Raw genomic sequence first — 14,581 nt, 5'->3', positions numbered from 1 at the left:
CACACCCGGCGGTCGGGCTACTCCTCGCCGGTGAGGCCCGCACGCAGCTTGACGAGCGTCCGGGACAGCAGCCGGGAGACGTGCATCTGGGAGATGCCGAGCTCCTCACCGATCTCGGACTGGGTCATGCCGGCCGTGAACCGCAACGAGAGGATCTTCCGCTCCCGGGCCGGGAGCCCGGCGATCAGGGGCTTGAGCGACTCGATGTACTCGACGCCCTCCAGATCGTCGTCCTCGTAGCCGATGCGGTCGGCCAGGGCGCCCTCCGAGTCGTCCTCCTCGGGCTGTGCGTCCAGCGAGGAGGCCGTGTAGGCGTTGGAGGCGACCATGCCCTCCAGCACCTCCTCGCGGGAGATCCCCAGGTGCTCGGCCAGCTCGCCGACGGTCGGCGCGCGGTCGAGCCGCTGCTGCAGCTCGTCGGTGGCCCTGGCGAGGTCCAGCCGCAGCTCCTGCAGCCGGCGCGGGACGCGCACGGACCAGGAGGTGTCGCGGAAGAAGCGCTTGATCTCGCCGATGATGGTCGGCATGGCGAATGTGGGGAACTCCACACCGCGGCTCAGTTCGAACCGGTCGATCGCCTTGATGAGGCCGATGGTCGCGACCTGGATGATGTCGTCCATCGGCTCGCTGCGGGAGCCGAAGCGGGAAGCGGCGAACTTCACCAGGGCCAGGTTCAGCTCGACCAGCGTGTTGCGTACGTAGCTGTGCTCCGCGGTCCCCTCCTCGAGCGACTCCAGCCGCGCGAACAGGGCCTTGGAGAGGGCGCGGGCGTCGGCCGCGCGCACTCCCGAGTAGTGCGGGATCTCGGGGAGGCCGTCCAGCAGCCCGGCGGGATCCGCGGGGGGAGCGGTGCCGGCGGGGCCGTGCGGCGCGGGGTCGGGACCGGCTTCGAGCACGGTCGCGGTCCGCTGGTGGGGGAGGTGGGGAAGGGTCTGGGCGGGGAGCGTCGCGTCCACCGTGGGGGACGTGCTCTCCTCGTGCGAATGAGGCGGGATTGCCGACGTCGCTGTGGGGGTATGCGATGCGTCGAGCCGGGGTGACATGAAGTCCTCCATCGTTCTCGGCATATGGCTGCCGATGCCAGTACGTGCGCCTCTGCGGTGTGCGGCGCCTCCAAAGCCGGCCGGATCGGATGTGTTCTCATCAGCCCTACCCGCTCGAGCAACAAGACCGCAAGTACGCTCTGTACGCGTATGTCCCAATTCTTATGATTGTTCGACTGCCGAATTCTGCGCAGAGGGCGTAGGGTTCGGAGGCGGTATCAGCAGATCGGACGTCGAGAGAGAGACGGCAATGGACCACGGGACGGTCGGCAGCGCGCAGTCGGGCCGGCTTCTGGTGGAGGTACGGGAAGAGGGAGCCAGTGCCGTCGTGATCCCGGCGGGCGAACTCGACCACCACACCGCCGAACTCCTCCGCGAGCCGTTGGAGCGCAACCTGGCGAAGGGGCGCACCCGGCTCGTGGTGGACTGCTCCCAGCTGGAGTTCTGTGACTCCACTGGGCTGAACGTGCTGCTCGGCGCCCGCCTGAAGGCGGAAGAGGTCGGCGGCGGTATCCACCTGGTGGCGATGCGGCCCGCGGTGGCGCGCGTCTTCGAGATCACCGGCGCGGACACGGTCTTCTCCGTGCACGACACGGTGGAGGGCGCGCTCGCGGAAGGCACGGGAACCGGCTGATCGGTGACGGACGTCACGGAGGGCGACGCGATGCGCGGTCATTCGTGACATCTTGTGCTGAATCGGTGAAAGATGGCGGATAGGGCGAAACGGGGCGAATCGGTGAGTGTTCCGACGTCCGGGGCGGGCAGGAGAATGCTGAGGACAGGGGGCGCCTTCGACGGGGCCGGGCCGACGGCCCGAACCGTTTCCGACGCCCCGAAGACCCCGAGGTCCACTCGTGTATCGGTGAATCGGTGAGGTGAAGCGCTGATGAGCACCACCCGGCCCTATCCGCCGGGCGACCGCGGCCCGCAGCCCGGCGCTTCCACCGCTCCGCCCGCCACGACGGTGGACGGGACGTCTCCCGCCCTGGAACAGGGGACGGGGGCTTCGAACGGAGGCGCGCCGGTGGCGCCGGAGGTACGGCAACTGAATCTGGCGGGGGAAAGCGGCGTCGTTCCCCTCTCCCGCGACTTCACGCGACAGGCCCTGTACGCGTGGGGCTGGTTGCCGTCGTCCACGGACGACGGACGCGCGGCGGCCGAGGACGTGCTGCTGATCGTGTCCGAGCTGGTCACCAACGCGTGCCTGCACGCGGAGGAGCCGGAGTCGCTGACGCTCACCTTCGACGGCAAGGCGATCCGCATCGCGGTCACCGACCGGGGCGAGGGACAGCCGACGCCGCGCACGCCGCACCAGGCGGGGCGGCCCGGCGGCCACGGCATGTTCATAGTCCAGCGGCTGTCGATGGACTGGGGGGTCGCCGCGGCCCCCGAGCTCCCCGGCAAGACCGTCTGGGCCGACCTCGCCCGCCCCACCGCCTAGGACCTGTCCGCGGCGCGCGGACCCGCTCCCGCGCCGCACCACCCCACGGTGCCTCCAGGCCCTCCTGGGCACCCACGCCGCAGCGCGCCGGCCACCGCCCCCGCGCTGCGGCGTCGTCGTCTCCCCACCTCGCCCGGAGGGGGTCACGTGCCCCGGAGCGAGCCGGACAACGCGAAGGGGCCCTCCCGTGGGTACGGGAGGGCCCCTTCGGGGTCGGGGGACGTCAGCGGACGTCGCCCATGAGCTGCTTGACCTTGCCCCGGTACATGTAGACCGCGAACCCGGCCAGCACCGCCAGCGCCGCCTCGAGGGCCACGAACCCGGTCCGGTCCAGGTTCACCCCCGCCTCGGCGACCAGCCCGGTCACCGCGTCGCCCGCGGTGACGGCCAGGAACCAGACGCCCATCATCTGCGAGGCGTACTTCGCCGGCGCCATCTTGGTGGTGACCGACAGGCCGACCGGCGAGAGCATCAGCTCACCCACGGTCTGGCAGAAGTAGATGAGCACCAGCCACCACGGCGAGACCTTGCCGTCGCCCGAGGCCACCAGCGGCAGCATGAAGACGAAGAAGGAGATGCCGACCAGGGCCAGACCGCCCGCGAACTTCGCGATGGTGCTGGGCTCCTTGTCCTTGCGGGCCAGGGAGAGCCAGATCGTGGCGAAGACCGGGGCCAGCGCCATGATCAGGACGGGGTTGACCGACTGGAACCAGGAGACCGGGAACTCCCAGCCGAAGACCTGGTTGTCGACGTGCTCGTCCGCGAAGAGCGACAGCGTCGAGCCGCCCTGGTCGTAGATCATCCAGAAGATGGCGGCGGCGACGAAGAACCAGACGTAGCCGGAGACCTTCGACTGCTCGGTGGCCGTCAGCTCCTTGTCCCGCTTGATGCGGACCAGGACCGAGACCGGCACGACCAGGCCGAGGACCAGCAGCGGAACGGTGGCCCACTTCAGCGTGAAGGAGCCGGTCAGCGTGACGATGCCGTAGAAGACGACGGCGACGAGCAGCCAGACCATGGCCTTGCGCAGCGTGGCGGCCCGCTCGAGAGGCGACAGCGGCTTGGGGACGATGCTGGACTCGGGGGCCAGGTGACGGGTGCCGAGCAGGAACTGCAGCAGACCCAGGCCCATGCCCACCGCGGCGAGGCCGAAGCCCAGGTGCCAGCTGACCGTCTGGCCGATGGTGCCGATGATCAGCGGAGCGGCGAAGGCACCCATGTTGATGCCCATGTAGAAGAGGGTGAAGCCACCGTCACGGCGCGGGTCGTCCGGGCCGTCGTAGAGGTGGCCGACCATCGTGGAGATGTTGGCCTTCAGCAGACCGGAGCCGACGGCCACGAAGAGCAGGCCGACGTAGAAGATGGCGTTCAGCGGGAGCGCCAGCAGCAGGTGACCGGTCATGATGATGCCGGCCGCGACCGCGGTGGTCTTCCGGGCGCCCCAGACGCGGTCACCGAACCAGCCGCCCGGCATCGCGAGCAGGTAGACCGTGGCGACGTACACGGAGTAGATCGCCACCGCCGTGGTGGCCCCGAGGGCCAGGCCCTCCTCCGCCACCAGGTACAGCGGGAGCAGCGCGCGCATGCCGTAGTAGGAGAAGCGCTCCCACATCTCGGTCATGAAGAGGGTGGCCAGTCCGCGCGGGTGGCCGAAGAAAGTCTTGTCGGGCCCGTTCACCGGGGCCGAGGACTTCGTCAGGCTGGACGCCATGATCGTTCCTTGCTGTCGGGACGCGCGAGGGGATGGGTGCGCGCCCGGTGGGGGGAGGCCGGCACCGGTGTCGTCCGCCCAGATCCCGCCGAGGGGAGGAACGCTCCATGGGTGGGGAGCGGGAGGACGACCCCGGGATCCACGCCCCGGGCGTCGTCGTCGACGCGAGGGACCCGGCCGCAGGTCTGTCACTGTCAGGGCCGGCTTGGGAACCGGCCCGCACCCACGTGCGGCATCCGACGCGCATACGCGGAGGCTGCCCATGAGGCCAGAGCCATTAGACAGCAGGAACGCGTGTCAATGGGCATATAGGGGGCATGTGAGGTGATGATCACACCTCTGCCGTCTCGTCCGCCCCCATGATATCCGTGGCCGATACAGCTTCTTACCCCGGCCGGTCGCGCGCGGGGAACGAGGACGGCGGAACGAGCACCGGAAGGGCCCGCCGTCCTCGAAATGCGGTGCGAAGGCGGGCTCCGGTGATCACGGGGGCGGGACTACCATCACCCCATGACCCGTGTACTGCTCGCCGAGGACGACTCGTCCATCTCTGAGCCGCTGGCCCGCGCCCTGCGCAGGGAGGGCTACGAGGTCGAGGTGCGCGAGGACGGCCCGACCGCCCTCGACGCCGGGATGCGTGGCGGGGTGGACCTGGTCGTGCTCGACCTGGGGCTGCCCGGCATGGACGGCCTGGAGGTCGCCCGCCGGCTCCGCGCCGAGGGCCTCGGTGTGCCCATCCTCATCCTGACCGCGCGCGCGGACGAGGTGGACACCGTCGTCGGCCTCGACGCGGGCGCCGACGACTACGTCACCAAGCCCTTCCGGCTCGCCGAGCTGCTGGCCAGGGTCCGGGCCCTGCTGCGGCGCGGCGCCGCCGAGCCGCAGCAGCCGCCCGCCATCCACGGCGTGCGGATCGACGTCGAGTCGCACCGCGCCTGGATGGGCGAGGAGGAGCTCCAGCTCACCGCCAAGGAGTTCGACCTGCTGCGGGTGCTGGTCCGCGACGCCGGCCGGGTCGTCACCCGGGACCAGCTGATGCGCGAGGTCTGGGACACCACCTGGTGGTCGTCGACCAAGACCCTCGACATGCACATCTCCTGGCTCCGCAAGAAGCTCGGCGACGATGCGGCGAACCCTCGCTACATCGCCACCGTGCGCGGCGTGGGCTTCCGCTTCGAGAAGAGCTGACACCCTTCCCCCATGCGCCGCCGCCTCATCCAGTCCACCCTCCTCGTGGTCCTCGTGGTGATCACCGTCTTCGGCGTCTCCCTGGTCCTGGTGGAGACCCGCACCATCAGCGCCAGCGCCCAGGAACGGGTCGAGTCCGAGGCGGTGCGGCTGGCGAGCATCGTCGACGCCCGGGTCCTCGGGGAGGAGGACGTCAGCGCCGCCATCCTGGAGAACCAGGTCGAGGCCGGACGGCACGCGGTGATCACCCTCCCCGGCGGGCAGGTGATCGAGGTCGGCGACAAGCCGTCCGGCGACGTCATCCACGCGACCACCCGCGGCGAGGGCGGCGAGACGGTCCGGGTCGAGGAACCCCGCTCCGCGGTGACCCGCGAGGTCGGGCGCACCCTGCTGATCATCGGAGGCGTGGCGCTGCTCGCGGTCGTCGCCGCGATCCTGCTGGCCGTGCGCCAGGCCAACCGGCTCGCCTCCCCGCTCACCGACCTCGCCGAGACCGCCGAGCGTCTCGGCTCCGGCGACCCCAGGCCCCGCAACAAGCGGTACGGCGTGCCCGAGCTGGACCGGGTCGGCGACGTGCTCGACCGCTCCGCCGAGCGCATCGGCCGGATGCTGACCGCCGAGCGCCGGCTGGCCGCCGACGCCTCCCACCAGCTGCGCACGCCACTCACCGCGCTCTCCATGCGGCTGGAGGAGATCACCCTCACCGACGACCTGAAGACCGCGCGGGAGGAGGCCTCCATCGCGCTCACCCAGGTCGAGCGGCTCACCGACGTGGTGCAGCGGCTGCTCACCAACTCGCGCGACCCGCGCACCGGCTCCGCGGTCTCCTTCGACATCGACGAGGTCATCCAGCAGCAGATCGCCGAGTGGCGGCCCGCCTACCGCAGCGCAGGCCGGGCCATCGTCACCTCCGGCAAACGGCATTTGGAGGCGATGGGCACGCCCGGCGCCGTGGCGCAGGTGCTGGCGGCGCTGATCGAGAACTCGCTGATGCACGGTGGCGGGACGGTGGCCCTGCGCACCCGCGTGGTGGGCAACCAGGCGGTCGTCGAGGTGACCGACGAGGGGCCGGGCATCCCGGCCGACCTGGGCGCGCGGATCTTCGAGCGGACGATCAGCGGGCACAACTCGACCGGCATCGGCCTGGCCGTCGCCCGCGACCTCGCCGAGGCGGACGGAGGGCGGCTGGAGATGCTGCAGGCGCAGCCGCCGGTGTTCGGCCTCTTCCTGAGCCGGCCGCAGCCCGGGCGCCCCAGCTCCAAGCCCTCGGGGCCGACGGTCCGCTGAGCCGCGGGCTGCTAAGGCCGCCCGACCCGTTCCGTGGTGCGCCCCTGCGGATGCACCCGTGACGGGCGCTCCCGCGGCTCGGGCAGGGCCCGGAAGACCCAGGTCCGGTAGGACCAGAAGCGGAACAGCGTGGCCACCCCGACGCCCACGAACTTGAAGACGTTGTTCTCCAGCGGGGTGTCCCAGCCCATCCCGTACGTGGCCAGGAAGAGCACACCGTTCTCGATGACCAGGCCCACCGCGCTGAACGCCAGGAACAGGCTCATCTCCCGCGTGCGGTGCCCGCGGTCGCGGTCACGGTAGGTGAAGTAGCGGAAGCCCAGGTAGTTGAAGGCGATGGCCAGCGCGGTCGCCGCCACCCCGGCCCGGCCGGGGCGCACGCCCATGTGCAGCAGCACGTTGAACGCGGCGAAGTTGACCAGCAGGCCGGCCCCGCCGACCGCGCCGAACTTGACGATTTCACGCCACAGGGCGCGCAGGCGGCGGCGGAACCCGCCCGGCGCGGCGGTGCGAGGAAGCTCTCTGCCCATCGCGGCCCAGCCCCGTTCATGTGATCGACGTCAACTCAGTCATGCTAACCACGGCCTCTCCGGCCTCGCGCGCGCAACGACGTGGGGCGTGTGGAAGTCGGGCAGAAGTGGTACCCGGCTGACCGGTTTCCGCCCACGGGGACGGAAAGCGGAACCGGAACGCGCGCCCGATACCCTTGACGCGTGACGTTCCCGGTAGTCGGCATGATCGGCGGCGGCCAGCTCGCGCGTATGACGCACGAGGCAGGCATCCCGCTCGGCATCCGTTTCAAGCTGCTCAGTGACACCCCGCAGGACTCCGCGGCCCAGGTCGTCAACGAGGTCGTCATCGGCGACTATCGCGACCTGGACACCCTCCGCGACTTCGCCCGCGGCTGCGATGTCATCACCTTCGACCACGAGCACGTGCCCACCGAGCACCTGCGGGCCCTGGAGGCCGACGGCATCCCCGTGCGCCCCGGCCCGGACGCGCTGGTGCACGCCCAGGACAAGGGCGTGATGCGGGCCAGGCTGACCGCGATCGGGGTGGCCTGCCCCCGGCACCGCATCGTCGCCGGCCCGGCCGACGTGGCGGCGTTCGCCGCCGAGGGCGCCGCCGAGCGCACCGGCGGGGGCGCCGGCGGGGGTTCCGGGGAGGGCGACGGCTTCCCCGTCGTCCTGAAGACCGTGCGCGGCGGGTACGACGGCAAGGGCGTCTGGGTGATCAAGGGCGCCGACGACCCGGCGATCACCGAGCCCTTCAAGGCCGGCGTCGAGGTGCTGGCCGAGGAGAAGGTCGACTTCGTCCGCGAGCTCGCCGCCAACGTGGTGCGCTCCCCGCACGGCCAGGCCGTCGCCTACCCGGTGGTCGAGTCCCGCCAGGTCGCGGGCGTCTGCGACACCGTGATCGCCCCCGCCCCCGACCTCGACGCCGCCCTCGCCGCCGAGGCCACGGAGATGGCGCTCACCATCGCCAAGGAGCTCGGCGTCGTCGGCCACCTCGCGGTCGAGCTGTTCCAGACCCGCGACGGCCGCATCCTGGTCAACGAGCTGGCGATGCGCCCGCACAACTCCGGCCACTGGTCGATGGACGGCGCGGTCACCTCGCAGTTCGCCAACCACGTGCGGGCCGTCCTCGACCTGCCGCTCGGCGACCCGCGCCCCCGCCAGCCGTGGACGGTGATGGTCAACGTCCTCGGCGGCGACTACCCGGACATGTACTCGGCGTACCTGCACTGCATGGCGCGGGACCCCCAGCTGAAGATCCACATGTACGGCAAGGACGTGAAGCCCGGCCGCAAGGTGGGTCACGTCAACACCTACGGCGCCGACCTGGACGACGTCCTGGAGCGCGCCACGCACGCGGCCCACTACCTGAGGGGAATCGTCACCGAATGAGCAGCGAAGCGCCGCTGGTCGGCATCGTCATGGGGTCGGACTCCGACTGGCCCGTGATGGAGGCCGCCGCCCAGGCCCTCGACGAGTTCGAGATCCCCTACGAGGTGGACGTCGTCTCCGCCCACCGGATGCCCCGCGAGATGGTCGCCTACGGCGAGCAGGCCGCGGAGCGCGGGCTCAAGGCGATCGTCGCGGGCGCCGGCGGCGCCGCCCACCTCCCGGGCATGCTCGCCTCGGTGACGCCGCTGCCGGTCATCGGCGTTCCGGTGCCGCTGAAGTACCTGGACGGCATGGACTCGCTGCTCTCCATCGTCCAGATGCCGGCCGGCGTGCCCGTCGCCACGGTCTCCGTCGGCGGCGCCCGCAACGCCGGTCTGCTGGCCGCCCGGATCCTCGCCGCGCACGACGAGGCGCTGCTCGAGCGGATGCGCGAGTTCCAGCAGGAGCTCAACGACCAGGCCACCGAGAAGGGCCGCCGGCTCCGCGCCAAGGCCATGGGCGCCGGGTCCGGGAACGGCCGGTGAGCGCCTCCCGGGAGTCCCTGGCGCGGGCCCGCGAGCTGCTGCGGGAATTCCCGGTCGTCGACGGCCACAACGACCTGCCGTGGGCGCTGCGCGAACAGGTCGGCTACGACCTCGGCGCCCGCGACATCGCCACCGACCAGAGCGCCGCGCTGCACACCGACCTGGCGCGGCTGCGCGAGGGCTGCGTGGGCGCCCAGTACTGGTCGGTGTACGTGCCCTACGAGCAGCCGTACCCGCTCGCCGCGACGCTGGAGCAGATCGACTGCGTGCGGCAGCTCCTCGACCGGTACCCGGGCGACCTGCGGGCCGCGTCCACCGCGGACGACCTGGAGGCGGCCCGCGCCGAGGGCCGCATCGCCTCGCTGATGGGCGCCGAGGGCGGCCACTCCATCGAGAACTCGCTGGGCGCGCTGCGGATGCTGTACGCGCTGGGCGTGCGGTACATGACCCTCACCCACAACAGCAACGTCGACTGGGCGGACTCCGCCACCGACGAGCCGCGGCACGGCGGGCTCACCGCCTTCGGGCGGCTGGTGGTGCGGGAGATGAACCGCGAGGGCATGCTGGTCGACCTCTCCCACGTGGCCGCGTCGACCATGCGGGACGCGCTGGACGCCTCCGCGGCGCCGGTGATCTTCTCCCACTCCTCCGCCCGCGCCGTCTGCGACCACCCGCGCAACGTCCCGGACGACGTGCTGGAGCGGCTGGCGGCCAACGGCGGCGTCGCCATGGCGACCTTCGTGCCGAAGTTCGTCCTGCAGGCCGCGGTGGACTGGACGGTCGAGGCGGACGAGAACCTGCGGGCGCACGGCTTCCACCACCTGGACACCACCCCGGAGGCGATGAAGGTCCACCAGGCCTTCGAGGAGGCCCACCCGCGCCCGCGGGCCACGGCCTCCACGGTCGCCGACCACCTCGACCACATGCGTGAGGTCGCCGGCGTGGACCACATCGGCATCGGCGGCGACTACGACGGCACGGCGTTCACCCCGGACGGCCTGCGCGACGTCGCCGGCTACCCGAACCTGGTCGCCGAGCTCCTGGACCGCAACTGGTCCCGCGACGACCTCGCCAAGCTGACCTGGGGCAACACGGTCCGCGTCCTGCGCGACGCGGAAGCGGTGGCCCGCGATCTCCGCGCCACCACCGCACCCTCCCACGCGACGATCACCACGGTCGACGCGTAGCCGCCCCCGGCCGGCCGTGCTCCACAGGTGAGCCCCGGGTGTGCTGCTCCAGCAGACACCCCGGGCTCACCCGTTGTGTACGGGCACTTCCGCCCTGGGCCCCGGGGGTCAGGCGGCGGGGCGGCCCATGCCCCGGTAGGTCCAGCCGGCGGCGCGCCACGGCTCGGGGTCCAGCGCGTTGCGGCCGTCCAGCAGCACCCGCCGCGCCGCGACCTGGCCCAGCTTCTCGGGATCCAGCTCCCGGAACTCGCGCCACTCGGTCAGGTGGAGCACTATCTCCGCCCCGCGCACGGCGTCCTCTGCCGTCTCCGCGTAGCCCAGCGTCGGGAAGACCCGCCGCGCGTTGTCCATGCCCTTGGGGTCGTACACGGTGACCTGGCCGCCCTGCAGGTGGATCTGCCCCGCGACGTTCAGCGCCGGCGAGTCCCGGACGTCGTCGGAGTCCGGCTTGAACGTGGCGCCGAGCACCGCGACCCGCTTGCCGAGGAACGGCCCGCCGCCCAGCGCCTCCCGGGCCAGCTCCACCATCCGGCCGCGCTGGCGCATGTTGATGGAGTCGATCTCCCGCAGGAAGGTCAGCGCCTGGTCCGCGCCCAGCTCGCCGGCGCGCGCCATGAACGCCCGGATGTCCTTGGGCAGGCAGCCGCCGCCGAAGCCGATGCCGGCCCGCAGGAACTTCCTTCCGATCCGGTCGTCGTAGCCGATCGCCTCGGCCAGCTTGGCGACGTCGCCGCCCGCCGCCTCGCACACCTCGGCCATCGCGTTGATGAAGGAGATCTTGGTGGCGAGGAAGGAGTTCGCCGAGGTCTTCACCAGTTCGGCGGTGGGGAAGTCCGTCACCACGAACGGCGTCCCCTCGGACAGCGGCGTCGCGTACACCTCGCGGAGCAGCTTCTCGGCCTGCCCGCCGCGCACGCCGACCACGATCCGGTCCGGGTGCAGGGTGTCGTCGACCGCGAAGCCCTCGCGCAGGAACTCCGGGTTCCACGCCAGCTCCACGTCCGCGCCGCCCGGCGCGTGCTCGGCCAGGTAGGCGGCGAGACGGTCCGCCGTGCCCACCGGCACCGTGGACTTGCCGACGACCAGCGCGGGCCCGGTCAGGTGCGGGGCCAGCGAGGCGATCGCGGAGTTCACGTAGCTCATGTCCGCCGCGTACTCACCATGCCGCTGCGGGGTGTTCACGCAGACGAAGTGCACGTCGCCGAAGGCGCCGGCCTCCGCGAAGTCCATCGTGAAGCGCAGCCGCCCGGAGGAACCCTCGATGCCGGCCACGTGCCGCCGCAGCAGGTCCTCGAGACCGGGCTCGTACATCGGGACCTCGCCCCGCTGCAGCATCTCGATCTTCTCGGGGACGACGTCCAGGCCGAGGACCTCGAAGCCGAGCTCGGCCATGGCCGCGGCGTGTGTGGCGCCGAGATAGCCGGTGCCGATCACGGTGATCTTGAGGGCCATGGATGCTCCTGGTGGTGACGTCCTTGCGGGTCCGCGTGCCTGCTGCGCGCCGACCGAGCATAACCGGGGGTGCGAGGGCTCCCTCATGGGAAGACCCTGGAACGCGTCACCTCCGCCGTCAACTCTGTCGTCAACCTCACGGTGCCGCGGCGGAGGAGACGGCCTAGGATTTGGCTACTAAACGGTAGTTAACTGAATGTCCCCTCTTCTTCCTTCGCTTGGAGCGTGAGAGACCTTGGCCGGATCGGCTGACTTCGACCTGTACCGCCCGTCCGAGGAGCACGACATGCTCCGTGAGTCGGTGCGCGCCCTCGCCGAGGCGAAGATCGCCCCGTACGCCGCGGCGGTGGACGAGGAGGCCCGCTTCCCCCAGGAGGCGCAGGACGCCCTGGTCGCCAACGACCTGCACGCCGTGCACGTCCCCGAGGAGTACGGCGGCGCGGGCGCCGACGCCCTCGCCACGGTGATCGTGATCGAGGAGGTGGCGCGCGTGTGCGCCTCGTCCTCCCTGATCCCCGCGGTCAACAAGCTGGGCTCGCTGCCGGTGATCCTCTCCGGCTCCGAGGAGCTGAAGAAGAAGTACATGACCCCGCTCGCCAAGGGCCAGGGCGGCTTCTCCTACTGCCTCTCCGAGCCGGACGCCGGCTCGGACGCGGCGGGCATGAAGACCCGCGCGGTGCGCGACGGCGACTTCTGGGTGCTCAACGGCGTCAAGCGCTGGATCACCAACGCCGGCGAGTCCGAGTTCTACACGGTGATGGCGGTCACCGACCCCACCAAGCGCTCCAAGGGCATCTCCGCCTTCGTCGTCGAGAAGTCCGACGAGGGCGTCTCCTTCGGCGCCCCGGAGAAGAAGCTCGGCATCAAGGGCTCCCCGACCCGCGAGGTCTACTTCGATAACGTCCGCATCCCCGCCGACCGCATGATCGGCGCGGAGGGCACCGGCTTCGCCACCGCGATGAAGACGCTGGACCACACCCGCATCACCATCGCCGCCCAGGCCCTCGGCATCGCCCAGGGCGCGCTGGACTACGCCAAGGGCTACGTCCAGGAGCGCAAGCAGTTCGGCAAGCCGATCGGCGACTTCCAGGGCGTGCAGTTCATGCTCGCGGACATGGCCATGAAGATCGAGGCCGCCCGCCAGCTGACCTACGCGGCCGCCGCGAAGTCCGAGCGGGGCGACGCGGACCTGACCTTCCAGGGCGCCGCGGCCAAGTGCTTCGCCTCCGACGTCGCCATGGAGGTCACCACGGACGCCGTGCAGCTGCTGGGCGGCTACGGCTACACCCGTGACTACCCGGTCGAGCGCATGATGCGCGACGCGAAGATCACGCAGATCTACGAGGGCACCAACCAGGTGCAGCGCATCGTCATGGCGCGCAACCTGCCGTAGCCGTCCGCAGCCGTCCGCGCGACGCGCGAAGGGCGCCCCGGCCGCACGGCCGGGGCGCCCTTCGGCGTTCCGCGGGGGTGAGTGACTCAGTTCCCCTTGACCGTGACCCGCTCGTCGTTCTTCAGCTGCTCGACCAGCTTCTTGACCTTGGCCTTGTCCCAGACCAGGTTGCCGCCGCTGGAGCCGGATATCGGCATGTTCATCGACGTGCCCTCGCCGCCGGTGACGCCCTTCATCGCCCAGAACATCGAGGCCAGGTCGAACAGGCCGGTGCCCTCGCTGACGATCAGGGTGTCCAGGCCCGCGCTCAGCGTCGGGTAGAGGCGGAACGGGTTGAGGACCGTGCCCGGGGTGGCCGCCTGGTTGGCGAGCGCGGAGAGGAACTTCTGCTGGTTCTTCGTCCGGTCCAGGTCGCTGCCCGCGAAGGCGTACCGGGTGCGGACGAAGGCCAGCGCCTCCTCGCCGTTCAGGGTCTGCTTGCCGGCCTCGAAGTCGGCGCCGGAGTTCTTGTCCTTGAACGCCTTGGGGATGTCCATCTCCACGCCGCCGACCGCGTCCACGATGTTGGCGAAGCCGGCGAAGCCGATCTCCACGTAGTGGTCGATGTGCAGCCCGGTGTTGTACTCGACCGTGCGCACGAGCAGCTCGGGGCCGTCCATGGAGTACGCGGCGTTCAGCTTGATGCGCCGGCCCGTGGCCGGGTAGGACTTGCCGGACTCGGAGCCCTTGAAGTCGGGGAGCTCCACGTCGGAGTCGCGGGGCAGGGATATCAGCGTCGGGCCGTTGCTGCCGGTGTGCAGGATCATCATCGAGTCCGTGCGCTTGCCGTCGGCGGAGCCGGTGTGCAGGCGCTTCTTGTCCTCGTCGGACATCCCGTCGCGGCTGTCGGAGCCGACGATCAGGTAGTTGGTGCCGTCGCCCTCCTCGGGCCGGCTGATGACCTTGGAGAGGTCGACCTCTTCGCGGAGCTTGGAGTCGGCCCAGAAGTAGGTGCCGACCGAGATCACGAGCAGGGCCACCACGACGGTGGTCAGCGTGCGCTTGATCCTGCGGCCCCAGTCCGGGGTCTGGCGGTAGCCGCCGGTGTACCCGCCGTCGTCGTAGCCGCCACCGCCCTGGCCCTGGCCGCCGTAGACCTGGCCGGTGTTGTAGCCGCTGTCGTACGCGGGCTCGTACGGCGGCGAGGCGGGCTGACGCGGCACGCTGCCGCCGTACTGCGGAGCCTGGCCCGGGTAGGGGCCGGACGGCTCGCGGCGGACCTGGCGCATGACGCGGGCGGGCTCGGGCTCGCCCGCGCTGCCGCCGCGGTTGTTCTCCGACCATCCCTGGGGCCACTCATTCATGACCGACAGTGTGCACGTTCGGAAGGGGCCCCCAGAAGGCCTGTGGAAAACCCGGGGCCCGGCTGTTGCGAACCCGACACATGAACGGGGACAAATCGGGCGGGG

Annotated in this window: 13 protein-coding genes; 8 read left to right on the top strand and 5 right to left on the bottom strand. The window is 71.1% G+C overall.

Annotated features, from left to right (window positions below):
* Positions 1 to 17: 17 nt before the first annotated feature.
* Positions 18 to 1,055 (bottom strand): RNA polymerase sigma factor SigF, encoded by a 1,038-nt coding sequence (locus Sfr03f_RS00205; RefSeq protein WP_245967311.1) that lies wholly within the window; start codon positions 1,053 to 1,055, stop codon positions 18 to 20.
* Positions 1,056 to 1,293: 238 nt separating this feature from the next.
* On the opposite strand from Sfr03f_RS00205, the gene Sfr03f_RS00200 reads away from it, so the two are divergent.
* Entirely contained in the window at positions 1,294 to 1,677 is a 384-nt protein-coding gene (locus tag Sfr03f_RS00200; RefSeq protein WP_108951604.1) for an STAS domain-containing protein, read from the top strand.
* Positions 1,678 to 1,929: 252 nt separating this feature from the next.
* Entirely contained in the window at positions 1,930 to 2,484 is a 555-nt protein-coding gene (locus tag Sfr03f_RS00195) for an ATP-binding protein (protein ID WP_108951603.1), read from the top strand.
* Between the two features lie 223 nt (positions 2,485 to 2,707).
* Here Sfr03f_RS00195 and Sfr03f_RS00190 read toward each other — a convergent pair whose 3' ends face one another.
* A complete protein-coding gene (locus Sfr03f_RS00190) occupies positions 2,708 to 4,195 on the bottom strand; it encodes a peptide MFS transporter (protein WP_108951602.1) in 1,488 nt (495 codons plus the stop codon).
* A gap of 510 nt (positions 4,196 to 4,705) precedes the next feature.
* Between Sfr03f_RS00190 and Sfr03f_RS00185 the strand changes: the two genes are divergently transcribed.
* Complete coding sequence (locus Sfr03f_RS00185; protein ID WP_108951601.1) at positions 4,706 to 5,383, top strand: response regulator transcription factor; 678 nt, start codon at positions 4,706 to 4,708, stop codon at positions 5,381 to 5,383.
* Positions 5,384 to 5,395: 12 nt separating this feature from the next.
* Positions 5,396 to 6,670, top strand: coding sequence for a sensor histidine kinase (locus Sfr03f_RS00180; protein WP_108951600.1), 1,275 nt, complete (start codon positions 5,396 to 5,398; stop codon positions 6,668 to 6,670).
* Positions 6,671 to 6,681: 11 nt separating this feature from the next.
* Here the strand turns inward: Sfr03f_RS00180 and Sfr03f_RS00175 are convergent, their stop codons facing one another.
* Positions 6,682 to 7,200: a GtrA family protein gene (locus Sfr03f_RS00175; RefSeq protein ID WP_108951599.1), complete on the bottom strand. Its 519-nt coding sequence runs from the start codon at positions 7,198 to 7,200 to the stop codon at positions 6,682 to 6,684.
* A 183-nt stretch (positions 7,201 to 7,383) separates the two neighbouring features.
* Here Sfr03f_RS00175 and Sfr03f_RS00170 point away from each other — a divergent pair, with 183 nt between their 5' ends.
* Genes Sfr03f_RS00170 through Sfr03f_RS00160 form a run of 3 tightly spaced genes read left to right on the top strand, consistent with a single transcriptional unit; the run spans position 7,384 to position 10,288 of the window.
* Positions 7,384 to 8,577, top strand: coding sequence for a 5-(carboxyamino)imidazole ribonucleotide synthase (locus Sfr03f_RS00170; RefSeq protein ID WP_108951598.1), 1,194 nt, complete (start codon positions 7,384 to 7,386; stop codon positions 8,575 to 8,577).
* On the top strand, positions 8,574 to 9,101 hold the full coding sequence (purE, locus tag Sfr03f_RS00165; protein ID WP_108951597.1) for a 5-(carboxyamino)imidazole ribonucleotide mutase: 528 nt from the start codon (positions 8,574 to 8,576) through the stop codon (positions 9,099 to 9,101). The genes Sfr03f_RS00170 and purE overlap by 4 nt, the downstream gene beginning before the upstream one ends.
* Positions 9,098 to 10,288, top strand: coding sequence for a dipeptidase (locus Sfr03f_RS00160; RefSeq protein ID WP_108951596.1), 1,191 nt, complete (start codon positions 9,098 to 9,100; stop codon positions 10,286 to 10,288). The genes purE and Sfr03f_RS00160 overlap by 4 nt, the downstream gene beginning before the upstream one ends.
* 108 nt (positions 10,289 to 10,396) lie before the next feature.
* On the opposite strand, the gene Sfr03f_RS00155 is transcribed toward Sfr03f_RS00160, so the two are convergent.
* Complete coding sequence (locus Sfr03f_RS00155; RefSeq protein ID WP_108951595.1) at positions 10,397 to 11,740, bottom strand: UDP-glucose dehydrogenase family protein; 1,344 nt, start codon at positions 11,738 to 11,740, stop codon at positions 10,397 to 10,399.
* Between the two features lie 235 nt (positions 11,741 to 11,975).
* Between Sfr03f_RS00155 and Sfr03f_RS00150 the strand changes: the two genes are divergently transcribed.
* On the top strand, positions 11,976 to 13,133 hold the full coding sequence (locus Sfr03f_RS00150; protein WP_108951594.1) for an acyl-CoA dehydrogenase: 1,158 nt from the start codon (positions 11,976 to 11,978) through the stop codon (positions 13,131 to 13,133).
* An 86-nt stretch (positions 13,134 to 13,219) separates the two neighbouring features.
* Here Sfr03f_RS00150 and Sfr03f_RS00145 read toward each other — a convergent pair whose 3' ends face one another.
* On the bottom strand, positions 13,220 to 14,476 hold the full coding sequence (locus Sfr03f_RS00145) for an LCP family protein (RefSeq protein WP_108951593.1): 1,257 nt from the start codon (positions 14,474 to 14,476) through the stop codon (positions 13,220 to 13,222).
* Between the last annotated feature and the right edge of the window lie 105 nt (positions 14,477 to 14,581).

Origin of the sequence: Streptomyces fragilis, from assembly GCF_003112515.1 — a bacterium.
In the GTDB taxonomy this organism is placed as follows: Bacteria; Actinomycetota; Actinomycetes; order Streptomycetales; family Streptomycetaceae; genus Streptomyces; species Streptomyces fragilis.
This window is presented reverse-complemented; position numbering and strand designations above follow the sequence as displayed.